This window comes from Janibacter cremeus, from assembly GCF_013409205.1.
Lineage (GTDB): Bacteria > Actinomycetota > Actinomycetes > Actinomycetales > Dermatophilaceae > Janibacter > Janibacter cremeus.
The window spans coordinates 577,601-598,415 of record NZ_JACCAE010000001.1 but is presented as its reverse complement, the minus strand read 5'-3'; the positions used below and the strand labels follow the sequence as shown (position 1 = coordinate 598,415).

The following is a 20,815-nucleotide window of genomic DNA, read 5'->3' as shown; positions in this document are numbered from 1 at the left end:
TCCTGAGGCCACCCGTCCATGCAGGACAAGCGAATCAAAATGCACTATTCCTTTAGGGTGCCTACGTGGACATCCGGCACCTGGAACTGCTGCGGGACCTGCGTGAGCGAGGCAGCCTCGTGGCCGTCGCAGCGGCCACGCACCGCACCCCCTCGGCGTTGTCGCAGCAGCTGCGCACGGCACAACGTGCCGCCGGGACCCGACTCGTCGAGCCGGATGGCCGAGGGCTGCGACTGACCGATGCGGGAGAGCTGCTCGCGGACGGCGCCGATGAGGTCGCCGAGGCCCTCGCCCGGGTCCGGGCCCGACTCGACGCGCATCGCGGCCAGCCGGTCGGGACGGTGCGTGTCGCCGGGCTCCCGAGCGCGATGACCGCCCTGCTGCCGGGGGCCCTGGCCGCCCTGGCCGACTCCGCGGTGACCATCGAGGTCACCGACATGGACCTCGCCGAGCACGACTACGCCGCTGCGGTCGCCGATGCCGACATCGTCATCGCGCACAGCCTGACCAGCGAAGTGCCGGCAGGCGCGCAGGGCCTGCGACGCACGGTGCTCCTGCGTGAGCCGCTCGACGTCGCGCTGCCGCAGGACCATCCACTGACCGCCCGCGAGGCGCTCCGCCCCGGGGACGTCGTCGACGAGATGTGGATCGGCGTCCCGGAGCACTTCCCCTTCGACACCGTCCTCCAGCGCCTCGGGGAGGCCACCGGGACCACGATCGCGCCGCGGTTGCGGATTCGCGACAACCAGCTGATCGCTGCGCTCGTGGCGGCCGGCGAGGGGGTGGCCCTGCTGCCCCGGTTCACCACGCAACCCGGTGACGGGATCTCCCTTCGCCCCCTGACCTCAGTGGTCTCCGCGCGCTGGATCGTCGGTCTGTCCCGGCCCGACCGTGCCGAGCGCGCCGCGGTCCGGCTGGTGACGCGACGGCTCGTGGAGGCGGGGGACGCGCTCGTCGGCTGACCGGCGGATATCCTTGCCGGGTACGCCCTCCAACACCTCGCCAGGAGCCCTTCCGTGGTCACGCGCATGTCGTCCCTCTTCCTCCGCACCCTTCGGGAGGACCCGGCCGACGCGGAGCTGCCGGGACACAAGCTGCTCGTGCGCGCCGGCTACGTGCGCCGCGCCGCGCCCGGTATCTACACCTGGCTCCCGCTGGGGCTGCGGGTCCTGCGCAAGGTCGAGACGATCGTGCGCGAGGAGATGGAGGCGATCGGCGGCCAGGAGCTGGCGTTCCCCGCCCTGCTGCCCAAGGAGCCCTACGAGGCCACCAACCGGTGGACCGATTACGGCGACAACCTCTTCCGCATCGTCGACCGCAAGGACGCGCAGATGCTGCTCGGCCCCACCCACGAGGAGATGTTCTGCCTCGCGGTCAAGGACATGTACACCTCGTACAAGGACCTGCCGCTGACGATCTTCCAGATGCAGAACAAGTACCGCGACGAGGCCCGGCCCCGCGCCGGCGTGCTGCGCGGACGCGAGTTCATCATGAAGGACTCCTACTCCTTCGACATCGACCAGGCCGGTCTGCAGAAGGCCTACGACGCGCACCGCGACGCCTACATCAAGATCTTCGACCGCTTCGGCTTCGAGTACGTCATCGTCCAGGCCGACTCGGGGGCGATGGGCGGCAGCGCGAGTGAGGAGTTCCTCGCGGTCAGCCCCAACGGCGAGGACACCTTCGTCCGGGACGAGAGCGGGTACGCGGCCAACATCGAGGCCGTGGAGATCCCCGTTGCCGCCCCCGTCGAGGCGGGCGTCGGTCCGGCGCACGTCGAGGACACCCCCGACACCCCGACCATCGAGACACTCGTCGCGCAGCTGAACGCCAACCACCCGCGTGCCGACGGTCGCGGGTGGACCGCCGCGGACACGCTGAAGAACGTCCTGGTCATGCTCGTGCACCCCGCCGACGAGGAGCACCCGCAGGGATGGCGCGAGCCGCTGGCCATCGGCGTGCCCGGCGACCGGGAGGTCGATGCCAAGCGCCTCGAGGCGCAGGTCGCACCCGCGGAGGTCGAGGCCTTCGAGGAGAAGGACTTCGCCTCCCACCCCGAGCTGGCGAAGGGTTACATCGGTCCCGGCGTGCTGGGTCGCGGGAGCGATCTGATCCAAAACCTGGAAGAGCGCGACGAGGACGGTGCACCGGAAGGTGAGAAGTACCCGGAGGACCAGATCCGCTTCCTGCTCGACCCCAGCATCCCGGAGGGCAGCGCCTGGGTCACCGGCGCCGACGAGCCCGGCAAGCACGTCATCGACCTCGTCCACGGGCGCGACTTCACCGCCGACGGGCGCATCCAGGCCGCCGAGATCCGCGAGGGGGACCCCAGCCCCAGCGGCACCGGCACGCTCACCCTCGCGCGCGGTGTCGAGATGGGCCACATCTTCCAGCTCGGGACGAAGTACGCCGAGGCGCTGGGGCTGAAGGTCCTCGACGAGAACGGCAAGCTCGTCACCGTGACCATGGGGTCCTACGGGGTCGGCGTCACCCGTGCCGTCGGTGTCATCGCCGAGGACAACCACGACGAGGTCGGCCTGGTGTGGCCTCGGCAGGTCGCGCCCTTCGACGTGCACGTCGTCGTCGCCGGCAAGGGCGAGGAGCTCTTCGTCGCTGCCGATGACCTGGCTGCCCAGCTGGAGGCGAAGGGGGTCGAGGTGATCCTCGACGACCGTGCCGGCAAGGTCAGCCCGGGAGTGAAGTTCAAGGACGCCGAGCTCATCGGTGTCCCGACGATCCTCGTCGTCGGCAAGGGGCTGGCCGACGGCGTCGTCGAGATCAAGGACCGCCGCACCGGTGAGCGCCGTGAGGTCCCGGTCGGCGACGCGGTCGCCGCCGTCCGCGCCGAGATCGGGGCCACCGCATGAGCGTCGGCGAAGTACGCCACCCGCTGGCCGCCCACGAGCGCCCGGCCGCCGGGCCCGTGCGCGCGGTGATCTTCGACTGGGGCGGCACCCTCACGCCCTGGCACACGATCGACCTGGGCCAGCAGTGGCGCGTCTTCGCCCGGGAGGTCCACGGGATCCCGATCGACTCCGACGAGGTCCCCCAGGAGGACCTCGAGCGGGCGCAGGAGCTCGGCGAGCGGTTGCACGCCGCCGAACGTGCGGCCTGGCAGCGGGCGCGGGAGGACCATCGCAGTGCCCACCTCGACGACATCCTCGCCGAGGCCGGCGTCGACCACCGCGAGGACCGACACCACGTCGCGCTTGCGGCGTACCGCCGCTTCTGGGAGCCGCACACCCACACCGACGCGCAGGTGCGTCCGCTCCTGCAGGGCCTGCGTGCCAGGGGCCTGAGGACCGGCGTGCTGTCCAACACCATCTGGAGCGGCGAGTACCACCGCGAGATCTTCGCCCGCGACGGAGTGCTCGACCTCATCGACGCCGACGTCTACTCCTCGGAGCTGCACGTCATGAAGCCGCACGCCGAGGCCTTCGAGGCGGTGTGTGCCGCCCTCGACGTGGAGCCGGTCAACGCGGTCTACGTGGGCGACCGGCTCTTCGAGGACGTGCTCGGCTCCCAGGAGGTCGGCATGCGCGCCATCTGGGTGCCGCACAGTGACATCCCTGCCGACCAGCAGGTCACGATCGACGCGACACCGGACGGCGTGGCGGAGACCCTGCTCGACGTGCTCGACCTCATCGACCCGTGGCTGGCCGACGGCGAGTGACCACGCCTCTCGCTACGAAGTACTGCTGACTAGCGGGACAGCACCGTGAGGACTTCACTGCCGACGATCCACGATGCCAGGGCGAGGACGGCCACGAACCCGACCTGCCACACCAGCACCGGGATCCCGGTCAACCGCGCCAGCGCGCCGGGGTCGCTGGACGGTCCGACCCGACGCAGGACGCTCGCGAGATGGCGCCAGGCGCCGGCGAGCAGCACCAGTCCGGTACCGACGAGCACGTGCTGCTGCAGGCCGTCCTCGCGCCACCACCACAGGGCGGCGACCCCGGCCAGGGAGCCGACGACGACGAGTCCGGTCAGTGCGGACCGAACGAAGACCAGTGCCACCAGCAGCCCCGCCAGGAGCGCCGTGAGGACCGGGGCGGTCCACCCCTTCGCCGCCAACCACACCAGCAGCATCCCCAGGAGCGCCGGGGCGGGGTAGCCCGCCCACGTCGTCACGACGAGACCGGGTCCGCTGGGTCGGCCCACGGTGACGGCGTGGCCGGACATGTCCGCGCGCAGCACGAAGCCGCGGAACCTGCGCCCGACGGCCACCCCGACCACGGCATGGCCGAGCTCGTGCACGAGCGTGACGACCAGGCGCAGCACCCGCCAGGCGGGCCACCACGCCACGGCAACCGCGGCGAGCGCCAGTACCGCGAGCAGGCCCGGTGCGGCCAGTTGCGGGGCACGGGCCGACGGCACCGCCCGGCCGGTGATCTCGGTGAGCAGGTCCACGTCGCAGACCGTACGGGGTCACCCTCGCCGCTCGTCATCGCCGTGACAGTCTGGACGCATGACCCACGTCCTCGTCCTCGGTGGGACCGCCGAGGCCCGTGACCTCGCTGCGCAGTTGGCGGCGAAGGGAGTCACCCTCACCTCATCGCTCGCCGGCCGGGTGTCGAAACCACGACTGCCGGTCGGGCCGGTGCGCATCGGCGGCTTCGGGGGAGTGGACGGGCTCGTCGAGTGGATCACCGAGCACGACGTGAGCGCCGTCGTCGATGCGACGCACCCCTTCGCGCAGACGATGGGCTCCCATGCTGCGCAGGCCTGCGCGCAGGTCGACGTGCCGCTGCTGCGTCTGGCCCGCCCCGGCTGGACGGACCACCCCGATGCCGCCCGCTGGACGTGGGTGGAGGGCCATGTCGCCGCCCGTGAGGCGGCGGACGCCCTGGGCAGGGCCCCCTTCGTCACGACGGGTCGGCAGACCCTGCACCACCACGTCGGGGCCTGGGCCGACCGGGACGTCCTCGTGCGGCTCGTCGAGCCGCACGAGGACCCCCTGCCGCAGCCGTGGACGGTGCTGCGCTCGCGCGGCCCCTTCGACGTGGCCGGTGAGGAGACGCTGATGCGTGAGCACGGTGTCGACGTGCTGCTGACGAAGGACTCCGGTGGCAGCTTCACCGCCGCCAAGCTCACCGCCGCCGCGACCCTGGGGATCCCGGTCGTCGTCGTTGCCCGGCCCGCGCGCGCCGACGGCGTCGAGCAGGTCAGCGATGCCGGTGCCGCCGCCGACTGGGTCGATCAGGTGCTCAGCGGGCGCCCACGGCGACCCTCAGGACGACGGCTGCCGCGAGCGTGATGGCGCCGACCCGCCGGGCCAGGGCGACCGCCCGCGGGAGGTCCGCGACGGCGACCGCACGGCCGCGCCCGAGCATCGGACGCTCCTCGACCCCGCTGGTGTAGACGGTGCGTCCGCCCAGACGCAGGTCGAGAGCGGCAGCGAAGCCGGCCTCGACCGGGCCGGCATTGGGGCTGGGGTGGGCGTGGCCGTCCCGGACTGCGGTGCGCACGACCACGCCGGCGCGAAGGGGGGTCGCCGCGGCGGTCGCGAGGACGGTCACCCGCGCGGGCACCCAGCCGAGGACGTCGTCGAGGCGGGCCGCGGACCACCCGAATCTCGCGTAGCGCTGCGTGCGGTGCCCGTGCATCGCGTCCAGGGTGTTGACCGCGCGGTGCAGCACCACCCCGGGCGGTCCGAGGAGTGCGCCCCACACGAGGGTGCCGACGACGGCATCCGAGGAGTTCTCCGCGATCGACTCGACGGCCGCGCGGGCGACGTCGTCCGTGGACAGATCGCCCGTGGCCCGGCCGACGAGGTTGCCCACCCGGGCCCGCGCCGCCGGCAGGTCGCCCGCGGCGAGGAGGTCGTGCACCGCGGTGCCCTCGCGACCCAGGCTGGTGCCGCCGAGAGCGGCCCAGGTCAGGGTGGCGGTCGCCCCGGCCCCGGCCGCAGCAGGCAGGCGGGAGGCGACGAGGCCCAGGACCAGCACCGGCGCGAGCACGATCGCCTCGGTGACGACCCCAGCGGCCCTGGAGTCGGTGTACCTGCGCTCCTCGACCCAGCCGGCCCACGTGCCGAAGAGCGCCACGGGATGCCCGCGACGCGGGTCGCCGAGGAGGTGGTCGGCCGCCCATCCCGCGACCAGGCCCACCACCACGGGTGGGGGCGTCGGGAGCCTCACGCCCCGCCCCTGGGTGGGTCGGGGTCCTCGGCCGTGTCCTTGACGGTGAGCACCTGACCGGCGACGACGAGGAGGACCCGGTCGGCGCTCGCGGCCAGGCGTTGGCCCAGCAGCCCTAGCCGGTCGGCGAAGATCCGCCCGGAACGGTGCTCGGGGACCACGCCCCAGCCGACCTCGTTCGTCACGGCGACGACGTGCGGTGATGCGCGCCAGGCGGAGTCGAGCGCGGCCATGCGCTCGTCGACCTGGTGCCCCCACCGGGACTCCGGCGACTCCCATGCCCCGAGCTCGTCGAGCTGTGCGGTCAACCACGTGCCGAGGCAGTCCAGGAGGACCGGGCCGGTGGCGGCGGTGAGTGCCGCAGCGGCGTCGGTGGTCTCGACCGTCGACCACGACGCGGGCCGTCGGCTCCGGTGCAGGGCGACGCGGGCCGCCCAGTCGGCGTCGTCGAGCCGGGGCCCGGTGGCCAGGTAGGTCACCGGGGCGTCGATCGGCAGGTGTGGGGGCAGCAGCAGCGACTCCGCGTGCCGGGACTTGCCGGAGCGGACACCACCGGTGACGAGGACGCGCATGCTCACCACGCCAGCGTGAGGACGACCAGGACGGTGGTCAAGGTGATCTCGACCGCGGCCCCGAGCACGTCGCCGTTGACCCCGCCGAGGACGGCGACGGCCTTGTCGCGCAGCAGGGTCGGGGCCAGCAGAGCGAGGACGAGCGCGAGGAGGACCATGAGGGCGCCGCGCAGCAGGTCCCTGCCCTCGAGGAGGGAGAGCTGGGGGAGAGCCGTCAGGGCGAGGACCCCGGCCATGACCAGTGCGAGAGCTCCGGCGGCCAGTACCGGCACCGTGCCGACGAAGGCCGCGGCCATCCGCGAGCCGGCCGCCGGCGTCGCATCCGTTGCGCACAGCCGGGCGCACACCGACCGGGAGAGCAGCACCGCGGCCGCCACGACGACGGCTCCACGCCACCCGGCGCCCAGGAGGTCGGTGATCGCGCCGGCCTGGAGCAGGAGTGTGAGCACGAGGGCGGCGGCACCCATCGGCCCGATGTCGCCACGGCGCATCACCGTCAGGGCGCGATCGCGGTCCCATCCGGCGCCGAACGCGTCGACGACGTCGGCGAGCCCGTCGAGGTGCATCGCCCGGGAGCCGTACGCGAGGACGAGGAGCACCAGCCCGGCCGCGACGAAGGGAGGCAGCCCCACCTCGACACCCGCGGCGATCACCCCGGCGACGAGGGCGAGCGGTAGCACCGCGACCGGTGCGAGCAGCAGCGCCGTGCGTGCCGTGCGGTCATCAAGGGTGACGCTGCCGCTCGGGATCCGTGTGAAGGTCCCGACCGCCAACCGCAGCCCGTCGCCGAGGGTGCTCACCCGACGTCCTCCGTGCCCGGCACGTGCGGCATGCCCTCCAAGGCGGCCACGACGTCCCCGATGACGGTGATCGCGGGCGGGGCGATGCCCCCTTCGTCGGCCGTGGTGGCGATCGAGGACAGGGGAGCACGCACGACCCGCTGCTGCGGACTCGCGCCGTCGGCGATGGACGCGGCGGGGGTGGCCGGGTCGAGGCCGGCGTCGATGAGGGTCTGCGCGATCGGGCCGAGGGTGGCCACGCCCATCAGGACGACGATCGTCAGGCCGGAGGTGGCCAGCGCCTGCCAGTCGACCTCGCTGCGGGGGTCCTGGGGGGCGACGTGACCGGAGACGACGGCCACGCCCTGGGACAGGCCGCGGTGGGTGACCGGGATACCGGCGAGGGCGGGGACGGCGAAGGCCGAGGAGACACCCGGGACCACCTCGACGGGGATGCCGGCCTGCGTGCAGACCTGCCACTCCTCGCCGCCGCGGCCGAAGAGGTAGCCGTCGCCACCCTTCAGGCGCACCACGGTCCTCCCCGCGCGGGCGTGCGTCAGGAGGATCTCGTGGATGCGTTCCTGCGGGGTGAACTCGCCGCGCGGGATCTTGCCGACGTGGACGACCTCGGCGTGCGGGGCGTGCTCGGCGATGGCCGCCAGCGGCGCGAGCCGGTCGGTGACGACGACGTCCGCCGCGGTCAGCGCGTCCCGGCCGGCGAGGGTGAGCATGCGGGGGTCGCCGGGTCCGCCACCGACGAGGAGGACCCGTCCGGTCGGCTCGGGGGTGGGAGTGCTCATGCTGACCTCGTGCGTTCTCGTCGTGGCAGGATCCGACCCAGCTCACGCAGCAGGCCGTCGATGGTGTGCGGGTCACGGACGGCGATCCGTACCCACGAAGGGTCCAACCCGGGGAAAGTATCCCCCCTGCGCACCGCCCAGCCGGCAGCGCGTAGCTCTTCGCGGACTCCCGGACCGACCCGGGCGAGGACGAAGGGGGCGTGCGTCCCGCTCGTCGGGACGTCGAGGCCGGCCAACCCGGCGGTCAGGTGGGCGCGCCAGCGGGCCAGCTCGTCGGCGGCGCGGGCGGCCTCGCCCAGGGCGTGCGGGGCGACCGTCTCGGTCATCACGCGCAGCGCGAGCGACCCGACCGACCAGTGCGGCTGCTGGGTGGCCAGGGCCGCGACGAGGTCGCGGTCGCCGGCGACGTACCCGGCCCGGATGCCGGCGACGGCCCACGTCTTGGTCAACGAGCGCACGACGATGACACCGGCGAGGTCACCGGGCAGGAGCGACTCGACCTCGCCGGGCACGGCGTCCATGAAGGCTTCGTCGACGAGGAGCACCCGCCCTGCCCGCACGAGGGAGCGAAGGGCATCGGCCGGGTGGAGGGCGCCGGTCGGGTTGGTCGGGTTGCCGATGACGACGAGGTCCGCGTCCCCGATCTCCTCGACGGCGGCGTCGGTGAGGGTGAAGTCGTCCTCACCGCGCAGCAGCACCCGGCGCACGTCGTGCCCGGCAGCCACGAGCGCTGCCTCGGGCTCGGTGAACTGCGGGTGCACGACGACGGCGTCGCGGGGCGCCATCGCCCGGGCGAGCAGGGTGAAGGCCTCGGCGCCGCCACTGGTGGGGAGCACCTGTTCGCGGGCCAGGCCGTGTCGGGCAGCGATCGCGTCGCGGGCGCGGGTGGCGTCCGGGTAGGTCGCGACCGAGGCCAGCTCGTCGGCCAGGGCCGAGGCCAGCCACGCCGGTGGTTGGGTGAGCCGGACATTGACCGCGAGGTCGATGAGGTCGTCCGCGAGCTCGACGTCGCCGTGGTGACGCAGCGGGTCGCTGTGGGGCGGGGGTTCCGCTGGTGGCCCGGACGTCGTGGACCGGCAGGGGCGCCCCTTGGGGCTTCGCAAGCTCAGCCCCTGAGTCGGGGCACTCCCTCCCGCGCCACGACGTCCTGCCAGATGCATCCCGCCCGATCCGCGTTCGTGGGAAGCGCTCTCAGCGCCACCCCTCCTTGCGTTCCAGTCCTGCGCAGCGGCGACGAAGGAGGCCGCGAGGTCGGGGGAGCCGGCCCAGTGAGTGTGCAGGTACGACGCGACGAGGGTGGCGCTGCCGGTACCCGCGGGGTCGAGGGCGAAGCCCTCCTCGCGCCCGTCGAGTGACCAGGCAGCGCTCGTCCCCGCACCGGGGGTGGCCTGCGTGCGGTGGAACTCGTGCCCGGTGACGCGCGTGCCGGCCGGCCCGAGCACCGAGTCGGTCACCGAGACGGCCTCGCGGTAGCCGAGGGTGAGCCGTCGGCCCATCGCGGCACGCGTGGGCACCGCGCCGACCATCGGGTGGCCGTCGAGAGCTTGGCCCAGGTAGAGCATCCCGGCGCACTCGGCGACGGTCGGCATCCCCGCGGCGACCGCGGAGCGGATCTGTTCCACGAGAGGGTGGTTCGTCGCCAGCGACCGGGCGTGGACCTCGGGGAACCCACCGCCGAGGTAGAGCCCGCACGTCCCCTCGGGCAGCGACTCGTCCCGCGCGGGGTCGAAGTCCACCACGTGCGCACCGGCCGCCTCGAGCAGCTCGACGGTCTCCGGGTAGCGGAAGGTGAAGGCGCGTCCCCCGCCGACGGCGACGACCGGTCGGGTTCCTCCGGCGACGACCTGCGAGGGGACGACGAGCTCGGGCGACCACGGCTCTTCCTCCAGATCGGGTGCCGTGCCGGCCGCGCACAGCAGCGCGTCGAGGTCGATGTGCTCCTCGGCGACGGTCGCGATGTGCTCGAGGGACGCCGCGGCAGAGGAGCGTTCGGCGGCGGGGACGAGCCCGAGGTGGCGCGAGGGCACGTGCATCGCGGCATCGCGCGGGAGCACCCCCCGCACCGGGACCCCGACGGCTTCGACGGCCCGCCTGGCCTCGTCGCCGTGCCGGGGGGTGCCGGCCTTGTTGAGCACGACCCCGACCACCTCGAGCCGCGGGTCGATCGTCGCGAGCCCGTGCACGGTGGCCGCGACGGTCCGGGAGGTCGAGGAGATGTCGACGACGAGCACCACGGGGGTGCGCGTCAGGGTCGCGACGTGTGCGCTCGAGGCGAAGCCGTCCGTGCCCAGCCGTCCGTCGAGCAGGCCCATGACGCCCTCGATGACGGCGATGTCCGCGCGATCGGGGTGCGTGGCGCCGCGGGCGAGGAGGGGAGCGACCCTCCCCTCGCCCACGAGGTGCGGGTCGAGGGTCCGGCTGGGTCGCCCGGTCGCCAGCGCGTGGTAGCCGGGGTCGATGTAGTCGGGACCGACCTTGGCCGGGGCCACGGCCAGCCCGCGGCGGGCCAGGGCCGCCATGATCCCCACCGCGATCGTCGTCTTGCCGTGCCCGGAGGCGGGGGCGGCGACGAGCACGCGGGGAAGGGGGATACCCGCCGGGTGCGGCGGGATCACCACTCGATGCCCTTCTGGCCCTTCTGCCCGCGGTCGAAGGGGTGCTTGATCTTCGTCATCTCGGTGGCGACGTCGGCGATCTCGAGCAGCTTCGGGTGCGGGTCGCGGCCGGTGATGACGACGTGCTGGTAGCCGGGCCGGTTGGTCAGGGTCGTCACGACGTCGTCGATGTCGACCCAGCCCCACTTCAGGACGTAGGTGAACTCGTCGAGCACGTAGAGCGTGTGGGTCTCGTCGGCGAGGCGTCGCTTGATCTCCGCCCACCCCTCACGGGCGTCCGCGGCGTGGTCCTCCTCGGTGCCGGCCTTGCGCGACCAGGACCAGCCGGAGCCCATCTTGTGCCACTCGACGGGGCCGCCCTGGCCGCTCTCCTCGTGGACGCGACCCAGGGTCTTGTAGACCTCCTCCTCGCCGATCCGCCACTTCGCGGACTTGACGAACTGGAAGACGCCGATGCCCCAGCCCTGGTTCCAGGCGCGCAGTGCGAGCCCGAAGGCTGCGGTCGACTTGCCCTTGCCGGTGCCACCGTGGACGACGACGAGTGGGGAGTGGCGGCGCTGGCGCGTGGTCATCCCGTCGTCCGGGGTGACGGGGGTCTTTCCCTGGGCCATCAGGCGGCGCTCCTTCGGGGGCTGGTGCGGTCGGTGACGATCTCGACGAGGCCGCTGGCGGCGACCTGCTCGAGGGGGATGTGCTCGGCTCCCATGCGCCCGGCGAGGTCGGCGGCCAGACCCATCCGGAAGCGGCCGGACTCGCAGTCCACGACGACGGTCTCCATGGCGGACGCCGCGGTGCCCCACGCGTCGGCGATGCGCTGGGCCCGTGCGAGGGCGTGCGTGCCGGCCGTTGCGCGGCCGTCGGTGACGATCACGACGAGGGCGCGCTGGTTGCGGTCGCGCACCCTCTCGCGGGCGACGACGCGGGCGACCTCGCTCAGTCCCTCGGCCAGGGGGGTGCGGCCACCGTGCGGCATCTCGGCCAGCCGTGCGGCGGCGGCGTCGACGGACGAGGTCGGCGGTAGCGCGACCTCGGCGCCCGCGCCGCGGAAGGTGATCAGCCCGACCCGGTCACGTCGCTGGTAGGCGTCCAGGAGCAGGGAGAGGACGGCGGTCTTCACCTCGCTCATCCGCTTGCGGGCGGCCATCGAGCCGGACGCGTCGACCGCGAGCAGGACCAGGTTGGCCTCCCGACCGCGGGTGACGGCATGGCGCAGGTCGGTGCCGGTGACCCGGGCGGGACCGAGTCCGCCCGCGCGACGAGCGGCGGAGGCGCGAAGGGTGGCGGTCAGGTGCACGGGTGCGCCCGCCGGTTCGATCCCGGCCGGGTGGACGCCGACGGTGCGACCGCGAGGGGTCAGGGCCGGGGAGCGGCGCCCGGACGGCCCGGAGCCGACGCCGGCCAGCTCGAGGCGGCGGGCACGGTAGGGCTGCTGCGCGCTGGCCGTGCCCACCGGTGTGGGCATGCCGCCGGAGGGGGCCTCAGGCGCGTCCTCGGACTCCGACGAAGGGGTGTCCTCGGCCCGGGTGGACGGGTCCGTCGAGCCCTCGGCCGCCGAGTCCTCGCTCTTGGGGCGCGGGCCGTTCGTGCTGCCCGAGCCGTCCTCCTCGTGCGCGTCCTCCTCGGGGGACTGCTCCGGCTGGTCCTGCGGCGGCGTCTCCTGCTCGGGCCCACCGCCCCCTTCGTCGCCGGGGGAGTCCCCGCCGCCGGGCGGGTCGTCCTCCGGCTCGTCGTCCAGGAGCGCGTCGAGGAGGTCCTCGTCCAGCCCCGGTGCGTCGAAGGGAGCCCGGCGCCGGCGGTGCGGCAGCGACAGCAGCGCGGCGGCGCGGATGTCCGCGCGGGTGACGTGGTCGCGGCCCTGCCAGGCCGCGTGGGCGGCGGCGGTGCGGGCGGTGACGATGTCGGCACGCATCCCGTCGACGTCGAAGCCGGCGCACACCCGGGCGATGGTGCGCAGCGTGCGTTCGTCGAGGCGGACGTGGCGCACGGCCTCGCGGGCGTCGGCGAGCCGCTGGGTCAGCTCGGCCTCGGACTCGGCGAACCGCGCCGCGAATCCTGCGGGGTCGGCGTCCGAGTCGAGCCGCCGACGCACGACCTCGGCCCGTTCGTGCGGGTCACGGCTGGCGGCGATGTGCACGGTCAGGCCGAACCGGTCGAGCAGCTGCGGACGCAGCTCGCCCTCCTCGGGGTTCATCGTCCCGACGAGCGTGACCCTGGCCGGGTGCGAGATGGAGACACCGTCGCGCTCGACGGTGTTGCGCCCCATGGCCGCTGCGTCCAGGAGCACGTCGACCAGGTGGTCGTGCAGCAGGTTGACCTCGTCGACGTAGAGGATCCCGCGGTGGGCGTCGGCGAGCAGCCCCGGCTGGTAGGCGGCCTCACCCTCGCCGAGGGCACGGCGCAGGTCGAGGGAGCCGACGACGCGGTCCTCGGTGGCGCCGACCGGCAGCTCGACCAGACGGGCCGGTCGGGTGGTCGCCGGGCCGGAGTGCGGCTCGTCGGGGCAGTCCTCGGAGCGTTCGGGGTCGCACCCGAACCGGCAGCCCTGTGCCACCTGCTGCTCGGGCAGGACGGAGGCGAGTGCGCGCACGGCGGTGGACTTGGCCGTGCCCTTCTCTCCCCGGACGAGGACACCGCCGATCTCCGGGGCGATCGCGCTGAGCACCAGTGCGGTGGTCAGCTCCTGCGCGCCGACGAGGGCGGTGAAGGGGTAGCTGGGTGCAGACTCGGAGCGGGTCACGAAGGCCTCCTGGCGAGTGTCCACGCTCGCCGTACGACGTCGCCGGGCGGGTTCGCTCCGGCGAGCGCAGACCGATGTCCTGGCTTGGCCTTGACGGCCTTCACAGTGGCGGGACCGCTCCGGATTCGCACCGGATTCCTCGGTTGGCTGCGCCGGACGACAGCATGCCACAGGCCGACATGGGCCTATGGTTGGCGTCCGTGATCGACGTCGTGGGTATCGGTGATGACGGCTGGGTCGGCCTGGACGAAGGGCGGCGCGGCCTCGTCCGCGACGCCGCCACCGTGCTGGGTGGCCGGCGCCACCTCGATCTCGTGGCCGAGCACGCCGCCACCGGGGCCGATCTCGTGGCCTGGCCCAGCCCCCTTCTCCCGGCACTGCCGGGACTCCTGGAGTCGGCCGAGTCGACCGGTGCCGTGGTCGTGCTCGCCAGCGGGGACCCCCTTCGCTCGGGGATCGGGACGACCCTGGTCGACCTGCTCGGGGCCGACCGGGTGCGCATCCACCCGGCGCTCTCGTGCGACGTCCTCGCCCGGGCGCGCCAGGGCTGGTCCGCCGAGGAGACCACCGTGGTCACCACCGTCGGCCGGGACCTGCGCGCGGTGCTGCCGCACCTGGCGCCCGGGGCCCGTGTCGTCGTGCTCTGCTCCGACGGCTCCGACCCTTGGCGTCTTGCCGAACTGTTGACCCAGCACGGTCGGGGCGCAACGGAAATCACTGCCCGGTGGCATTTGGGTGGGCCCGACGAGGGGGCCGTCGCGGCCCGTGCGGACGCCTTCACCGGTGCGACCGCCGACCTCGTGGTCTGCTGTCTCGACGTGCGTGCCTGCAGCCCGGCTGCCGTGACGACCGCGGGCGCCATGCCGGGGCGGGCCGAGGACTTCATCGAGCACGACGGGCAGGTGACCAAGCGGGACGTGCGGGCCAGCGCCCTGTCGCGGCTGCGGCCCACACCCGGTTCGCACCTGTGGGACCTCGGTGCCGGCAACGGGACGGTGGCCCTCGAGTGGTGCCTCGGCGCCGAGCGGGCCACCGCGACCTGCATCGAGCGCGACGCGACCCGGGCCGAGCGGATCACCGCCAATGCGGCCGCCCTCGGCCTCGCGGGCCGGGTGACGGTCCTCCACGGGGACAGCGCGACGCGCGACCTGAGCGCGCTCACCCGGCCGGACGCCGTCTTCGTCGGCGGGGGCCTTGCCGAGCCGATCCTGGAGGCAGCGTGGGCCTCCTTGCGCCCCGGTGGTCGCCTCGTGGCGCACGCCGTCACCCTCGGGGGTGAGGCGGCACTGCTTGCCATCCACGAGCGCGCCGGCGGTGACCTCACCCGCCTGATGATCGAGCGGGCCGTCCCGCTCGGGGCCCACCTGTCGTGGACCCCGGCGCGTGCCGTGGTCCAGCTCGCCGTCGTCCGAGGAGAAGAATGACCGTCCACTTCATCGGTGCCGGACCCGGCGCCGCCGACCTGCTCACCGTCCGCGCCACCCGGCTGCTCGCCGCGAGCCGGGTGTGCCTGTACGCCGGCACCTACCTCGACGCGGCCGTCCTGGCGCACTGCCCCCGGGGCGCCCGCCTCGTCGACACCCAGGCGCTCGACCTGGACGGGATCATCGCCGAGATGGCAGCCGCCCACGACCGCGGCGAGGACGTCGCCCGCTTGTGCTCGGGTGACCCCTCGGTGTACTCCGCGATCGCCGAGCAGACCCGGCGCCTGGACGAGCGCGGGGTCCCGTGGGACATCACCCCGGGCATCGCCGCCTACGCCGCGACCGCCGCGCGCCTGGGCCGCGAGCTGACCGTCCCCGAGGTCGCCCAGTCCGTCGTGCTCACCCGCGCCCAGCGGGACTCGACGGCGATGCCGTCGGGGGAGTCGCTGGAGGCCTTCGCCACGACGGGAGCCACTCTCGTGCTCCACCTGGGGATCCGTCGCACCCGCGAGCTCGCCGAGCGTCTGGCGGAGCACTACGGCGCCGACTGCCCGGTGGCCGTGGCCTACCGCGTGGAGCAGCCCGAGGAGATCGTCCTGCGCGGGACGCTCGCCGACATCGCCGACGAGGTCGAGGCCCACGACCTGAGGCAGGCGGCGATCATCGTCGTCGGCTGGGCGCTGCGCGCTGAGGACTTCGTCGAGTCGCACCTCTACTCCTGCCGCCGGGTGGCCGATCTGGACGGTAGGGCGATCGAAGCCGAGCAGGCAGGGCGTCGATAGGGGCGTGCTGGGCCACCTCCCGCAGCACGTGCAGCAGGATCCAGCGCAGTGGCAGTGACCCGCGCCGATTGCCCGTGACGACGGAGTTGAGGTCGAGGGCCGCCACGGCCGAGCTGCGCGCGTGTGCGACCGGTCACTGCCTCGTCGAACCTAGCGGATGATCCCCTGACCCCGTGGCGATCCTCACACCGTGGCCCGGCCCGTCGACCACCGGGACCCCACCGGGCGACGGGCAGGATGTGGGGCTGATGCACCCCAGCCCGAGGACGACCCGATGAACCGCTCACTTCGCATTGCCTGGACCCTTGCCACCGCCAAGCGCCGAGGCGGCGTCGCGCCCGATCAGCCGGCGACCCTGCGCCTGCGGGTCCTGCCCAATGACATCGACCTCGCCGGCCACATGAACAACGGCGTCTACTTCTCGATGGCCGATCTCGGTCGCATCGATCTGATGATCCGTTCCGGGTGGGGCCGGGCTCTGCTGCGCCACCGGGTCTCGCCGGTCGTCATGCAGGAGACGATGACCTTCCGGACCTCACTGGCGCCCATGCAGGCCTACGAATTGCAGAGTGTCATCGCCGGATGGGACCGGGTCAGCGTGTACTGCGAGCAGCGTTTCGTCGTCGACGACCAGGTGTGCGCGCAGACGCTGGTGCGGATGCGGTTCCTGCACAAGGGCAAGGGCGTCGACACCGAACGCCTGTGGCCCCTCCTGGGTATCGACCCGCCCCCGAGTCGCACCCCCGACTGGGCGAAGGGGTGGGGAGACGGGTCCCGCCTGCCCTCACCTCGTGAGGACGCGCCCGCGGGGGAGCCTCCCTTCTGGGCCTGACGGCGAACAGCGCGCCCGTGTCCCGAAATAGCGGGACACAGGCGCGGACAACGCCGTCGGGTCAGCCCACGGAGCGCGGCGTCCAGACCCGGCCGTCATCGGTGACTCGCGTGCTCGAGGCACCGATGACCACGAGGCAGCCCATGTCGACGGCCTCGACGTCGAGCTCGCCCAAAGTCGACACCGATACGGACTCTTGGTCCCGCCCCACGTGCCGGGCGACGACGACGACCCGTCCGGGGCCGACCGCGTCCACGAGCAGGTCCCGCGCCGCACCGAGGGTGTCCGGGCGCGAGCGCGAGCGCGGGTTGTACAGCGCGATCGCGATGTCGTGGGTGGCAAGTGCGATCAGGCGGTCAGCGAGGACGTCCCACGGCTTGAGGTTGTCGGAGAGGTTGACCAGGGCGTGGTCCCCGCCCAGGACGGCACCGACGAGGGCGCTCGCGGCGTGCGCCGCGGTCACCCCGGGCACGACCTTCACCGGCACGTCCGCGTAGCCGCGGTCCTCGGTCAGCGCAGCATCCCGGGACTCGAAGAGTGCCGTCGCCATCCCGAAGACACCGGCGTCGCCGCCGGACACGAGGGCGACGTCCTCGCCCCCCTTCGCCAGGTCGAGCGCGAGTCGGCCGCGGTCGAGCTCGACGGAGTTGCCGCTGGCGTGGCGGGTGAGGCCCTCGCGCTGCGGTACCCGGGCGAGGTAGGGCCCGTAGCCGACGACGTGCGCGACCGAGCCGAGGACGTCGGAGGCCTCCGGCGTGAGCCAGCGGTCCGGGCCGGGGCCGAGGCCGACCACGTGCACGGTGCCGGACGATGACGAAGGCGGTGTCCTGAGGTGCGACGAAGTGGGTCCCACGTGCCGCGTGGGCGCCTCGAAGGGGGGCAGTACCTCTCCTGCGCCGGTGGCGCCCTCCGCCCCAGCCGTCATCCGCACGAAGTCGGCCGCTCGTCCGGCGGCATCGTCCCGCAGCCCCTCACCGGGCACGACGACGAGCGACATGTAGGGCACCCGGCCCTCGTCCACCTCGGCGGCGGGGAGCACGACCTGCCCTGTGCCGGAGGCGCGTTCGACGTACACGGCACGCTCGAGCAGCCCCGCCCGGCGCAGTGCCTCACGCACTCCGGCGAAAGTGCGACCGAGCTTCATGATGATCGCGGCGTCGGTGTCGGCCAGGCGCCGGGCGAGCTCGGGCACGGCCAGGGTGCCGGGCAGGACGGTCAGGGTGTCCTCGTGGCGGCACAGGCCGGTGGCCACGGCTGCGGTCGCCGCCGACAGCGAGGTGATCCCCGGGACGACCTGCGTCGGGTAGTGCGGGGAGAGTCGGTCGTGGACGTACATGAAGGACCCGAAGAACAACGGGTCGCCGACTGCGAGCACGACGACGGTTCGACCGGCCGCGAGGTGCGACTCGAGCCGTTGCGAGCACTCGTCGTAGAAGTCGGCCAGCGCCCCGTAGTACCCGCCCGGGTGGTTGGTCGTACCCGTGGTCACGGGGTAGCGCAGCTCCTCCTCGACGACGCCCTCGGGGATCAGACCGGCGGCGATGGACCGTGCCATCGACTGCTTGCCGGCGCCGGCGTGGTAGGCGATGACGTCCGCCTCGGCGATGAGCCGGGCGGCCTTGAGGGTGATCAGCTCGGGGTCGCCGGGGCCGATGCCCACGCCGTAGAAGCGCCCGCTCATGCCAGCTCGTCCGGGTTCGCGAGGGCGTTGAGTGCGGCCGCGGCCATCGCGGAGCCTCCGCGGCGGCCGTGGACGACCAGCCAAGGGGTGGCTCCTCCCGGCAGGTCGTGCTCTGCCAGAGCGACCTTGGACTCGGCGGAGCCGACGAAGCCGACCGGCATACCGACGACGGCTGCCGGCCGAGGAGCCCCGTCATGGAGCATTTCCAGCAGGTGGAACAGGGCCGTCGGCGCGTTGCCGATGGCTACGACCGAGCCCTGGAGCCGGTCGCCCCACAGCGACACCGCGGCCGCGGCGCGGGTGGTGCCCCAGGCAGCGGCCAGTTGCGGCACACGCTCGTCGCGCAGCGTGCAGATCACCTCGTTGTCCGCGGGCAGGCGGCGGCGCGTGACCCCCTGGGCGAGCATGTTGCTGTCGGTGAGGATCGGCGCGCCCGCGGCGAGGGCCTCTCGGGTGGCGCGCACGACGTCCTCGTGGGCGGCGATGTGCTCGGTGACGTCCGTGTCACCGGCGGCGTGGATGAGTCGGGTCGCGACGCCGTGCAGGGCCTCGGGCAGGCGGGAGAGATCGGACTCCTGGCGGATCATGCCGAAGGAGCGCCGATAGATCTCCTGGCCGTCGGTGACGTAGTCGTAGCGCCGGGTGGGCTGGCTGGGAACGGTCATCAGTCCTTCATTTCTCGTCAGGAGCGTTGCGCGGCAACGACGTCCGCAGCGCAGGAGGGGTTCAGGGAGATGGCGTGCTCACGGGCCGGGTGCCCGCAGGCGCGGTCGCACCCGATCACGTGGACCGGCGGCCCATCGACGTCGACGAAGGGGGCCGCCTCCTGCGCGATCCGGCGCGTCGGTGTCGTCGTCCGGTTGCACGAGGGGGCGCCGGCACAGGCCGTCAGGACGCTCCAGGGGGAGTCGGGTGTGGTGACCAGCCCGGCAGCGGCGAGATCGTCCGCGTACTCCGCCCCCCCGGGGAGGACGATCGAGCGCCACGGGGTCACCACGACACGGTGGTCGAGGTGCGAGGGCCCCTCGGGCCTGAGCCTCGAGACCGGACCACCGGGGCTCGAGGGTCGTCGCAGAACTCCTCCCACCTCGTCCAACGAGAGGGCCATGGCCGGTGTCAGCAACCCCAGAGGGACGAGGGCGACGAGGTCGTCCCCGACCGGCCCGGGCGCGGGCGGCTCACCAGGGGCCACGGCGAAGGGGGTGCCCCCCGGCAGCAGGTCGGCCCTGCTGGCGCCCTGGGCAGCGGTGGCACCGTCTGCATCCTCTGACGCGGGCAGGTCGCGCACGTTCCAGGTGCGCTCGTCGGGGCGCACGGCGAGGAAGCGACGCGCCACGTCGAGCGCGGCGCGCGGTGCATCCGCGCGATCGACGACCACGCTGTGGCCGTCGACGAGGACGCGGGCCGTCCCCCTCCCTTCGAGGCGACCACGTGGATCGTGGGGCCCCGTCCCTCGCGCCTCAGGACGGCGTTCGTCGACGATCGCGATGTCCCACGGCTGCGCCAGGACCGGGCCGTCCGGCTCGGCGACGGCGAGAAGGAAGCGACCGGGCAGGCCCGCCAACCCGGGGTCGGCGAGCAGTCCCGCGTCGAGCTCGGCGACGAGGTCATCGAGCCCGGGAGCCGGGTCGGCGACGATGTTGCGCGCCTTGTCGTGCGCGCCCGACGGCACGAGGTCGAGGTCGCCGATCGCGGTGATGAGTTCCCGGGGCAACGGCTGCGGCAGACCCCGCAGCTGCAGGCTCCCGCGGGAGGTCAGGGTGATGTCCGGATCGCCCAGATCCTTTGCGAGAGAGGAGACCGCGGCCACCGTGGACGCGTTCGTGCGCCCTCCGGGGATCCGCAGACGCACCATCGCCCCGTCCGCCGACACGAAGGGGGTCAGCAGCCCCGGGCAGCGGTCGGCGCCACTGCGGGAGGACGAAGGGGTGGACACGGGATCGCAGCATACGCAGGTGCCACGAGAGTGACCCTTGTCCTCCCTGTCATTCGGGGCTGTAATGGAAGGAGAGCCACGGTGGGTGGCTCGAGCCGCACGATCGGAGATGGGATGGCCGCCACGGCGACACCTACCCGTGATCGTGTTCGGTGCCGTGGTCGGACTCCCCGGTCCAGGAGGGCCGCACGATGGATGTCCTGACAGCCGCACTGATCTTCACCCTGGTCGGGGCCTGGCTGGCCGCACTGGGCCGACAGGCCCAGCCGCGCGTCGAACGGGTGCCCGTGGGCGAGTGGCGTCTGCGGGACGTCGTCGCCAACATCGTCATCGGCTACAGCCTGCTGGTGGCCGCCCAGGAGCGGATGAGGTACATGGCTGTTCGCCGCGACCAGCACGATGGGTAGGCTGCTACCGGCAGAACCCGACGGAACCCGGTGCGAACCCGGGACGGTCCCGCCACTGTGAGCGATTCATCGCGAGTCAGACACGTCGGTTCTGCTGGCCCGGGCAC

General features: G+C 73.4%; 19 protein-coding genes and 2 riboswitches. Of the genes, 8 read left to right on the top strand and 11 right to left on the bottom strand.

The features are described 5' to 3' along the window. Nucleotides 1-65 precede the first annotated feature (65 nt). The 3 genes from BJY20_RS02685 to BJY20_RS02675 are packed head-to-tail and all read left to right on the top strand — an operon-like array spanning nt 66 to nt 3,673. Nucleotides 66-962 (top strand): LysR substrate-binding domain-containing protein, encoded by an 897-nt coding sequence (locus tag BJY20_RS02685; RefSeq protein ID WP_185990111.1) that lies wholly within the window; start codon nt 66-68, stop codon nt 960-962. 54 nt (nt 963-1,016) lie between these two features. Beyond that, entirely contained in the window at nt 1,017-2,867 is a 1,851-nt protein-coding gene (locus tag BJY20_RS02680; protein ID WP_343062752.1) for a proline--tRNA ligase, read from the top strand. After that, complete coding sequence (locus tag BJY20_RS02675; protein WP_185990110.1) at nt 2,864-3,673, top strand: HAD family hydrolase; 810 nt, start codon at nt 2,864-2,866, stop codon at nt 3,671-3,673. Before BJY20_RS02680 ends, BJY20_RS02675 begins: the two co-directional genes overlap by 4 nt. A gap of 29 nt (nt 3,674-3,702) precedes the next feature. On the opposite strand, the gene BJY20_RS02670 is transcribed toward BJY20_RS02675, so the two are convergent. Beyond that, on the bottom strand, nt 3,703-4,413 hold the full coding sequence (locus BJY20_RS02670) for a M50 family metallopeptidase (protein WP_185990109.1): 711 nt from the start codon (nt 4,411-4,413) through the stop codon (nt 3,703-3,705). Between the two features lie 58 nt (nt 4,414-4,471). Here BJY20_RS02670 and BJY20_RS02665 point away from each other — a divergent pair, with 58 nt between their 5' ends. Beyond that, complete coding sequence (locus BJY20_RS02665; protein WP_185990108.1) at nt 4,472-5,260, top strand: cobalt-precorrin-6A reductase; 789 nt, start codon at nt 4,472-4,474, stop codon at nt 5,258-5,260. On the opposite strand, the gene BJY20_RS02660 is transcribed toward BJY20_RS02665, so the two are convergent. Genes BJY20_RS02660 through BJY20_RS02630 form a run of 7 tightly spaced genes read right to left on the bottom strand, consistent with a single transcriptional unit; the run spans nt 5,211 to nt 13,646 of the window. Beyond that, nucleotides 5,211-6,143: a CobD/CbiB family cobalamin biosynthesis protein gene (locus tag BJY20_RS02660; RefSeq protein ID WP_343062751.1), complete on the bottom strand. Its 933-nt coding sequence runs from the start codon at nt 6,141-6,143 to the stop codon at nt 5,211-5,213. The two genes, BJY20_RS02665 and BJY20_RS02660, sit on opposite strands and share 50 nt — an antisense overlap. Then, a complete protein-coding gene (locus tag BJY20_RS02655; protein ID WP_185992426.1) occupies nt 6,140-6,715 on the bottom strand; it encodes a bifunctional adenosylcobinamide kinase/adenosylcobinamide-phosphate guanylyltransferase in 576 nt (191 codons plus the stop codon). Before BJY20_RS02655 ends, BJY20_RS02660 begins: the two co-directional genes overlap by 4 nt. Nucleotides 6,716-6,717: 2 nt before the next feature. Next, nucleotides 6,718-7,515: an adenosylcobinamide-GDP ribazoletransferase gene (locus BJY20_RS02650; RefSeq protein WP_185990107.1), complete on the bottom strand. Its 798-nt coding sequence runs from the start codon at nt 7,513-7,515 to the stop codon at nt 6,718-6,720. After that, on the bottom strand, nt 7,512-8,294 hold the full coding sequence (gene cobA, locus BJY20_RS02645; RefSeq protein ID WP_185990106.1) for a uroporphyrinogen-III C-methyltransferase: 783 nt from the start codon (nt 8,292-8,294) through the stop codon (nt 7,512-7,514). Before cobA ends, BJY20_RS02650 begins: the two co-directional genes overlap by 4 nt. Next, nucleotides 8,291-10,909: a bifunctional hydrogenobyrinic acid a,c-diamide synthase/histidinol phosphate aminotransferase CobBC gene (gene cobBC, locus BJY20_RS16350; protein WP_343062750.1), complete on the bottom strand. Its 2,619-nt coding sequence runs from the start codon at nt 10,907-10,909 to the stop codon at nt 8,291-8,293. Before cobBC ends, cobA begins: the two co-directional genes overlap by 4 nt. Next, a complete protein-coding gene (cobO, locus tag BJY20_RS02635) occupies nt 10,906-11,520 on the bottom strand; it encodes a cob(I)yrinic acid a,c-diamide adenosyltransferase (RefSeq protein ID WP_185990105.1) in 615 nt (204 codons plus the stop codon). The genes cobBC and cobO overlap by 4 nt, the downstream gene beginning before the upstream one ends. Further along, nucleotides 11,520-13,646 carry a VWA domain-containing protein gene (locus BJY20_RS02630; protein ID WP_185990104.1) on the bottom strand — a complete coding sequence of 709 codons (2,127 nt, stop codon included), beginning with the start codon at nt 13,644-13,646 and terminating at the stop codon, nt 11,520-11,522. Before BJY20_RS02630 ends, cobO begins: the two co-directional genes overlap by 1 nt. Nucleotides 13,647-13,698: 52 nt before the next feature. Further along, nucleotides 13,699-13,840: riboswitch (cobalamin riboswitch) on the bottom strand. Nucleotides 13,841-13,846: 6 nt separating this feature from the next. On the opposite strand from BJY20_RS02630, the gene cbiE reads away from it, so the two are divergent. The 3 genes from cbiE (at nt 13,847) to BJY20_RS02615 (ending at nt 16,684) form a co-directional block, all read left to right on the top strand. Beyond that, a complete protein-coding gene (gene cbiE / locus BJY20_RS02625; RefSeq protein WP_221935224.1) occupies nt 13,847-15,070 on the top strand; it encodes a precorrin-6y C5,15-methyltransferase (decarboxylating) subunit CbiE in 1,224 nt (407 codons plus the stop codon). Then, on the top strand, nt 15,067-15,852 hold the full coding sequence (gene cobM, locus BJY20_RS02620) for a precorrin-4 C(11)-methyltransferase (RefSeq protein WP_185990103.1): 786 nt from the start codon (nt 15,067-15,069) through the stop codon (nt 15,850-15,852). The genes cbiE and cobM overlap by 4 nt, the downstream gene beginning before the upstream one ends. A 274-nt stretch (nt 15,853-16,126) precedes the next feature. Further along, nucleotides 16,127-16,684, top strand: coding sequence for an acyl-CoA thioesterase (locus tag BJY20_RS02615; protein WP_185990102.1), 558 nt, complete (start codon nt 16,127-16,129; stop codon nt 16,682-16,684). Between the two features lie 61 nt (nt 16,685-16,745). Here BJY20_RS02615 and BJY20_RS02610 read toward each other — a convergent pair whose 3' ends face one another. The 3 genes from BJY20_RS02610 to BJY20_RS02600 are packed head-to-tail and all read right to left on the bottom strand — an operon-like array spanning nt 16,746 to nt 20,301. Continuing rightward, nucleotides 16,746-18,365, bottom strand: a complete 1,620-nt coding sequence (locus BJY20_RS02610; RefSeq protein WP_185990101.1) for a precorrin-2 C(20)-methyltransferase — start codon at nt 18,363-18,365, stop codon at nt 16,746-16,748. Further along, a complete protein-coding gene (locus BJY20_RS02605) occupies nt 18,362-19,030 on the bottom strand; it encodes a precorrin-8X methylmutase (RefSeq protein WP_185990100.1) in 669 nt (222 codons plus the stop codon). The genes BJY20_RS02610 and BJY20_RS02605 overlap by 4 nt, the downstream gene beginning before the upstream one ends. Before the next feature lie 17 nt (nt 19,031-19,047). Beyond that, a complete protein-coding gene (locus BJY20_RS02600; protein WP_185990099.1) occupies nt 19,048-20,301 on the bottom strand; it encodes a cobalamin biosynthesis protein CobG in 1,254 nt (417 codons plus the stop codon). A gap of 191 nt (nt 20,302-20,492) precedes the next feature. Between BJY20_RS02600 and BJY20_RS02595 the strand changes: the two genes are divergently transcribed. Beyond that, the gene (locus BJY20_RS02595) at nt 20,493-20,708 is read left to right on the top strand and encodes a hypothetical protein (RefSeq protein ID WP_185990098.1); all 216 of its coding nucleotides are present in this window, start codon (nt 20,493-20,495) and stop codon (nt 20,706-20,708) included. A gap of 22 nt (nt 20,709-20,730) precedes the next feature. Continuing rightward, a riboswitch (cobalamin riboswitch) is annotated at nt 20,731-20,792 on the top strand. Nucleotides 20,793-20,815: the final 23 nt, after the last annotated feature.

What these genes read in the sequence shown, in the direction of transcription:
- BJY20_RS02675 (WP_185990110.1), top strand. Translation starts at nt 2,864, where the DNA reads ATGAGCGTCGGCGAAGTACGCCACCCGCTGGCCGCCCACGAGCGCCCG.
- BJY20_RS02665 (WP_185990108.1), top strand. Translation starts at nt 4,472, where the DNA reads ATGACCCACGTCCTCGTCCTCGGTGGGACCGCCGAGGCCCGTGACCTC.
- BJY20_RS02655 (WP_185992426.1), bottom strand. Translation starts at nt 6,715, where the DNA reads ATGCGCGTCCTCGTCACCGGTGGTGTCCGCTCCGGCAAGTCCCGGCAC.
- cobA (WP_185990106.1), bottom strand. Translation starts at nt 8,294, where the DNA reads ATGAGCACTCCCACCCCCGAGCCGACCGGACGGGTCCTCCTCGTCGGT.
- cobO (WP_185990105.1), bottom strand. Translation starts at nt 11,520, where the DNA reads ATGGCCCAGGGAAAGACCCCCGTCACCCCGGACGACGGGATGACCACG.
- cobM (WP_185990103.1), top strand. Translation starts at nt 15,067, where the DNA reads ATGACCGTCCACTTCATCGGTGCCGGACCCGGCGCCGCCGACCTGCTC.
- BJY20_RS02615 (WP_185990102.1), top strand. Translation starts at nt 16,127, where the DNA reads ATGAACCGCTCACTTCGCATTGCCTGGACCCTTGCCACCGCCAAGCGC.
- BJY20_RS02610 (WP_185990101.1), bottom strand. Translation starts at nt 18,365, where the DNA reads ATGAGCGGGCGCTTCTACGGCGTGGGCATCGGCCCCGGCGACCCCGAG.
- BJY20_RS02605 (WP_185990100.1), bottom strand. Translation starts at nt 19,030, where the DNA reads ATGACCGTTCCCAGCCAGCCCACCCGGCGCTACGACTACGTCACCGAC.
- BJY20_RS02595 (WP_185990098.1), top strand. Translation starts at nt 20,493, where the DNA reads ATGGATGTCCTGACAGCCGCACTGATCTTCACCCTGGTCGGGGCCTGG.